This window comes from Arthrobacter sp. TB 26 (genome assembly GCF_000427315.1).
Classification (GTDB): Bacteria; Actinomycetota; Actinomycetes; order Actinomycetales; family Micrococcaceae; genus Arthrobacter.
This window is the reverse complement of sequence record NZ_AUPJ01000293.1, coordinates 1-3,702: the sequence shown is the minus strand read 5'-3', so window position 1 is coordinate 3,702 and position 3,702 is coordinate 1. Positions and strand designations below refer to the sequence as shown.

At 65.5% G+C, this 3,702-nt stretch carries 5 protein-coding genes and 1 pseudogene (1 of these 6 only partly in view); 2 read left to right on the top strand and 4 right to left on the bottom strand.

The window, feature by feature from the left end; genetic code table 11:
• Positions 1-304 (bottom strand): annotated as a pseudogene (gene mshC, locus K789_RS22835) (cysteine--1-D-myo-inosityl 2-amino-2-deoxy-alpha-D-glucopyranoside ligase); it reaches 984 nt to the left of the window's first position.
• A 15-nt stretch (positions 305-319) separates the two neighbouring features.
• Complete coding sequence (locus K789_RS0110475) at positions 320-1,153, bottom strand: undecaprenyl-diphosphate phosphatase (protein ID WP_024366715.1); 834 nt, start codon at positions 1,151-1,153, stop codon at positions 320-322.
• A gap of 52 nt (positions 1,154-1,205) precedes the next feature.
• Here K789_RS0110475 and K789_RS0110470 point away from each other — a divergent pair, with 52 nt between their 5' ends.
• A complete protein-coding gene (locus tag K789_RS0110470) occupies positions 1,206-2,141 on the top strand; it encodes an aldo/keto reductase (RefSeq protein ID WP_024366714.1) in 936 nt (311 codons plus the stop codon).
• 37 nt (positions 2,142-2,178) lie between these two features.
• Here the strand turns inward: K789_RS0110470 and K789_RS0110465 are convergent, their stop codons facing one another.
• Positions 2,179-2,445, bottom strand: coding sequence for a hypothetical protein (locus K789_RS0110465; protein WP_024366713.1), 267 nt, complete (start codon positions 2,443-2,445; stop codon positions 2,179-2,181).
• A gap of 39 nt (positions 2,446-2,484) precedes the next feature.
• Between K789_RS0110465 and K789_RS0110460 the strand changes: the two genes are divergently transcribed.
• Positions 2,485-2,718: a DUF5703 family protein gene (locus K789_RS0110460; RefSeq protein ID WP_024366712.1), complete on the top strand. Its 234-nt coding sequence runs from the start codon at positions 2,485-2,487 to the stop codon at positions 2,716-2,718.
• Positions 2,719-2,741: 23 nt separating this feature from the next.
• On the opposite strand, the gene K789_RS0110455 is transcribed toward K789_RS0110460, so the two are convergent.
• Positions 2,742-3,702 (bottom strand): acyl-CoA dehydrogenase family protein (locus tag K789_RS0110455; RefSeq protein WP_024366711.1); only part of this gene is annotated, 961 nt, incomplete at its 5' end.

Genomic DNA, 3,702 nt, shown 5'->3' with positions numbered 1-3,702 from the left:
CCCGCCAGTCCACGCCGGTCGCCGTCGCGCGCTCCAGCAGGGGGTCGTCGACGTCGGTGACGTTCTGCACGTAGGAGACCTGCTGGCGTCCGTCCCGCCAGGCCCGGTTGAGCAGGTCGAACGCAACGTAGCTGGCTGCGTGGCCCATGTGGGTGGCGTCATACGGGGTGATTCCGCAGACGTACATTGACTGTTCGCCCGCCGCCTCAAGGGTCACGACGCTGCCCTTGGCGGTGTCGAAGAGGCGGAGGGCAGCCATGCTGCCGGGGAGCTGGGGAACGGGGCGGGAGATCCAAGACTTCACAGCCCAAGCCTAGTGCTAGGCGCTGATGACGTTGAAACCGAGCAGCAGGTAGAGGGCCAGGCCCAGGAGAATCCGGTACCAGACGAAGAGCCGGTAGCTGTGGGTGGAGACGTATTTCAGGAACCAGCCGATGATCACGTACCCCACCACAAAGGCGACGGCCGTGGCGAGAGCTGTTTCCGGGAGGCTGTAGGGGCCGGTGAGGCCGTCCTTGGAGAGGACTTTGTAGAGCTGGTAGAGGCCGCTGCCGAAGACGGCCGGGATGGCCAGCAGGAAGGAATACCGGGCCGCCGCTTCGCGGGTGTAGCCCATCAGCAGTCCGGCGGTGATGGTGCCGCCGGAGCGGGACACCCCGGGGATCAGGGCCATGGCCTGGGCCAGGCCGTAAAGGATGCCGTGTTTGTAGGTCAGCTGGGTCAGGTCGCGTTCCTGGCGGCCGACGGCGTCGGCGACGGCGAGGATCATGCCGAAGATGATCAGCATGGTGGCGACGATCCAGAGGCTGCGGAGGACCGACTCGATCTGGTCCTGGAACAGCAGGCCGAGAATGATGATCGGCAGGCTGCCCAGGATCACCAGCCAGCCCATTCGGGCGTCCGGGTCCTGCCGGGACACTTTGCCGGTCAGGGAACCGGCCCAGGCCTTGACGATCCGCACAATGTCACGCCAGAAGTAGACAATGACTGCGGTTTCCGTGCCGAGCTGGGTGATGGCCGTAAACGCGGCGCCGGGATCGGCAGCGTTGGGAAGGAAGGAGCCAACGATCCGCAGATGGGCGCTTGAGGAAATCGGGAGGAATTCGGTCAGTCCCTGCACAAGGCCCAGAAAGGCCGCTTCAAACCAGTTCACGTTTATAGACCCTACGTCATGAAGCTTTCCGAATCCCCGTAAGCTAACTGACATGCAGCAGCGTTATGTCGGCAACAGTGGGTTGCGTGTGTCCTCCCTTTCCCTCGGCACCATGTCCTGGGCCCGGGAAACTGATGAGCAGGATGCCTCGGCGGTGCTCCGCACCTTCATGGACGGCGGCGGGACCCTGATCGACACGGCGGCGACCTACGGCGACGGCCAGGCCGAGGCGATGCTGGGCGGAATGCTGGGCGACGTTGTTGCCCGCTCCGAAGTGGTCATCTCCACGAAGGCCGGACTGTCGGCGTCGGACGGCCGGCGCAGCGTCGACACTTCCCGGAACGGAATGCTCTCCGGCCTGGACGCGAGCCTGGCCCGGCTGGGTACCGACTACGTGGACCTCTGGTTCGCCCAGGCCTGGGACCCCAACGTCCCGCTGGAAGAGACCCTGTCCGCGCTCGAATTTGCCGTGCGATCGGGCCGCGCCCGCTACGTGGGAGTATCCAATTTCAACGGCTGGCAGACGGCTAAGGCCGCCGCCGTGGCGGGCTTTCCCCTGGTCGCGAACCAGTCGGAGTACTCCCTGCTGCGCCGCTCCCCCGAAGCCGAACTCATTCCTGCCATCGAGGACGCCGGAATGGGACTGATGGCGTGGGGTCCAATGGGTCGCGGGGTGCTGAGCGGCAAGTACCGCGGGCACATTCCCGCGGATTCGCGGGCGGCCCATGCGCGGCTGGCCAGCTATGTGGAGCCGTACCTTGAGGGTTCCGCCTCCAGTGTCGTGGAGGCCGTCGCGATGGCGGCGAAGGGTCTGGGGCGGACAGCCCTGGACGTCTCACTGAGCTGGCTGCTGTCCCAGCACGGTGTCGCGACGGCGATTGTGGGCCCCCGCACGCCGGTGCAGCTCAAAGAGATCCTGGATTCGACGCTGGCACCGCTGCCGCCCCAGATCGCCCAGGCCCTCGAGGACGTTTCCACTCCCGCCTAACGGCCGGCCTGACTGGTCCCTGGCATAAACAGCCGGATTAGTCCTGGAGGATTTCGAGGTCTTCCTCGTCGTCGATGTCTTCGTCTTCGTCCTCATCGATGCCGTCATCCATGACCTCAAGCCCGGTCACTTCGCCATACGCTTCATAGAGCGAGTCGTCGTAGACTTCAAAGGCATCAGCAAGGGCGAAAAATGCTGCCTCGACCGCGGGATCCCCGGCGCCCCGGCGTGACGACGCCGCGGCGAGGTGTTCTGCCAGGGCATTGGTCAGTGCTTCAAGCGCGACACGCGGATCGATGCTCATGACTTCACGTTAGCCGGAAAAAGGAGAAAATGGAGAGCAATGAAAGAACATTTTCTCAGCAGTTCAGTCCGGCGGGAACGGGACTATGTGCGGCAGTACGAGTACCTCGTACTGACCGTAAGTCCTGAAGATTCCCTGCCCGAAGCGCGCCGCCGCCTGGTCGAGCATTCCGAATACGGAAAGTGGGAACTCGAACGCAGCGTGCTGTATTTGGGCGGCGGCCGCCGCTTCTGGCTCCGCCGCCGCGTTACCCAGGTCCAGCGGACCGTTTAGGGTTCTGGGGTCCAGCGGACCGTTTAGGGCGTTTCCAGCGGTCCCAGCCACGCGTTAGCCACTGTGTTGTGCGCCGATTCGTCGTCCGAGGGGTGGAACATTCCCGCCAGCACGTCACGGTACAGCCGTTCCAGTTCGGAACCCCGGAAGTAGCTGGATCCCCCGGACACCCTGATGGCCAGGTCGACGACGGTGCGGGCCGTCTCCGTCGCACTGACCTTCAGTCCGACCAGCTTCGGGAACCACTGGCGGCCATGATCGGCCAGCGCGTCGACGTCCGCGGCCACGCTGGAGAGCTGGGGGTACAGCGCGTCCATCGCCATCGCGGCGTCCGCGACCTTCCAGCGGATGTCAGGATCCTGGGCATAGCTGCGCCCGCCGTTCTTGAATGATGTCCGCCGCTTCACGGCCTCGACCCCCAGGGTGAGGGCCCGTTCGCCGATGCCCGTGTAGACGGCTGCCAGCAGTGTCTCGAAGCAGGCGAAAATGGCGAAGATCAGCGGGTCCGCGTTCGGGCCGACCGGCAGTTTCCGGAAGATCCGCTCCGCCGGCACCACCGCACCAGTCAGCACCGTGGTGTTCGACTGGCTGGCCCGCATGCCCAGGGTGTCCCAGTCGGCCAGGATTTCGTACCCGGGGGTATCCCTGGTGATGAATCCGTGGACCAGCTCCCCGTCGCCGTCCCCGGCTGAGGCATCCTTCCCGAAGATCCCCAGCCGGGTCCAGGCCGGCGAGAGGCTTGTGAAGATCTTGCGGCCGGTGAAGGCGTAGCCGCCGCCAGGCTGCGGTACGGCCGAGGTGCGGGAATCGAACAGCACCGAGTCGTTCCCCGCCTCCGAGTTCCCGAACGCGAAGATCTCCCCCTGCCCGGCCTCCCGGAGGACAAAGTCGAGCGACGCGTCTCCCCGGGCGGCCAGGACGTGCGCGACGCCGGTCCACACGAGATGCATGTTGATGGCCAGTGCGGTGGCGGGCGCCGCCCCC

Bases quoted from the DNA above. Each gene is read 5' to 3' on its own strand.
- K789_RS0110465 (WP_024366713.1), bottom strand. From the start codon at position 2,445: ATGAGCATCGATCCGCGTGTCGCGCTTGAAGCACTGACCAATGCCCTG.
- K789_RS0110470 (WP_024366714.1), top strand. From the start codon at position 1,206: ATGCAGCAGCGTTATGTCGGCAACAGTGGGTTGCGTGTGTCCTCCCTT.
- K789_RS0110460 (WP_024366712.1), top strand. From the start codon at position 2,485: ATGAAAGAACATTTTCTCAGCAGTTCAGTCCGGCGGGAACGGGACTAT.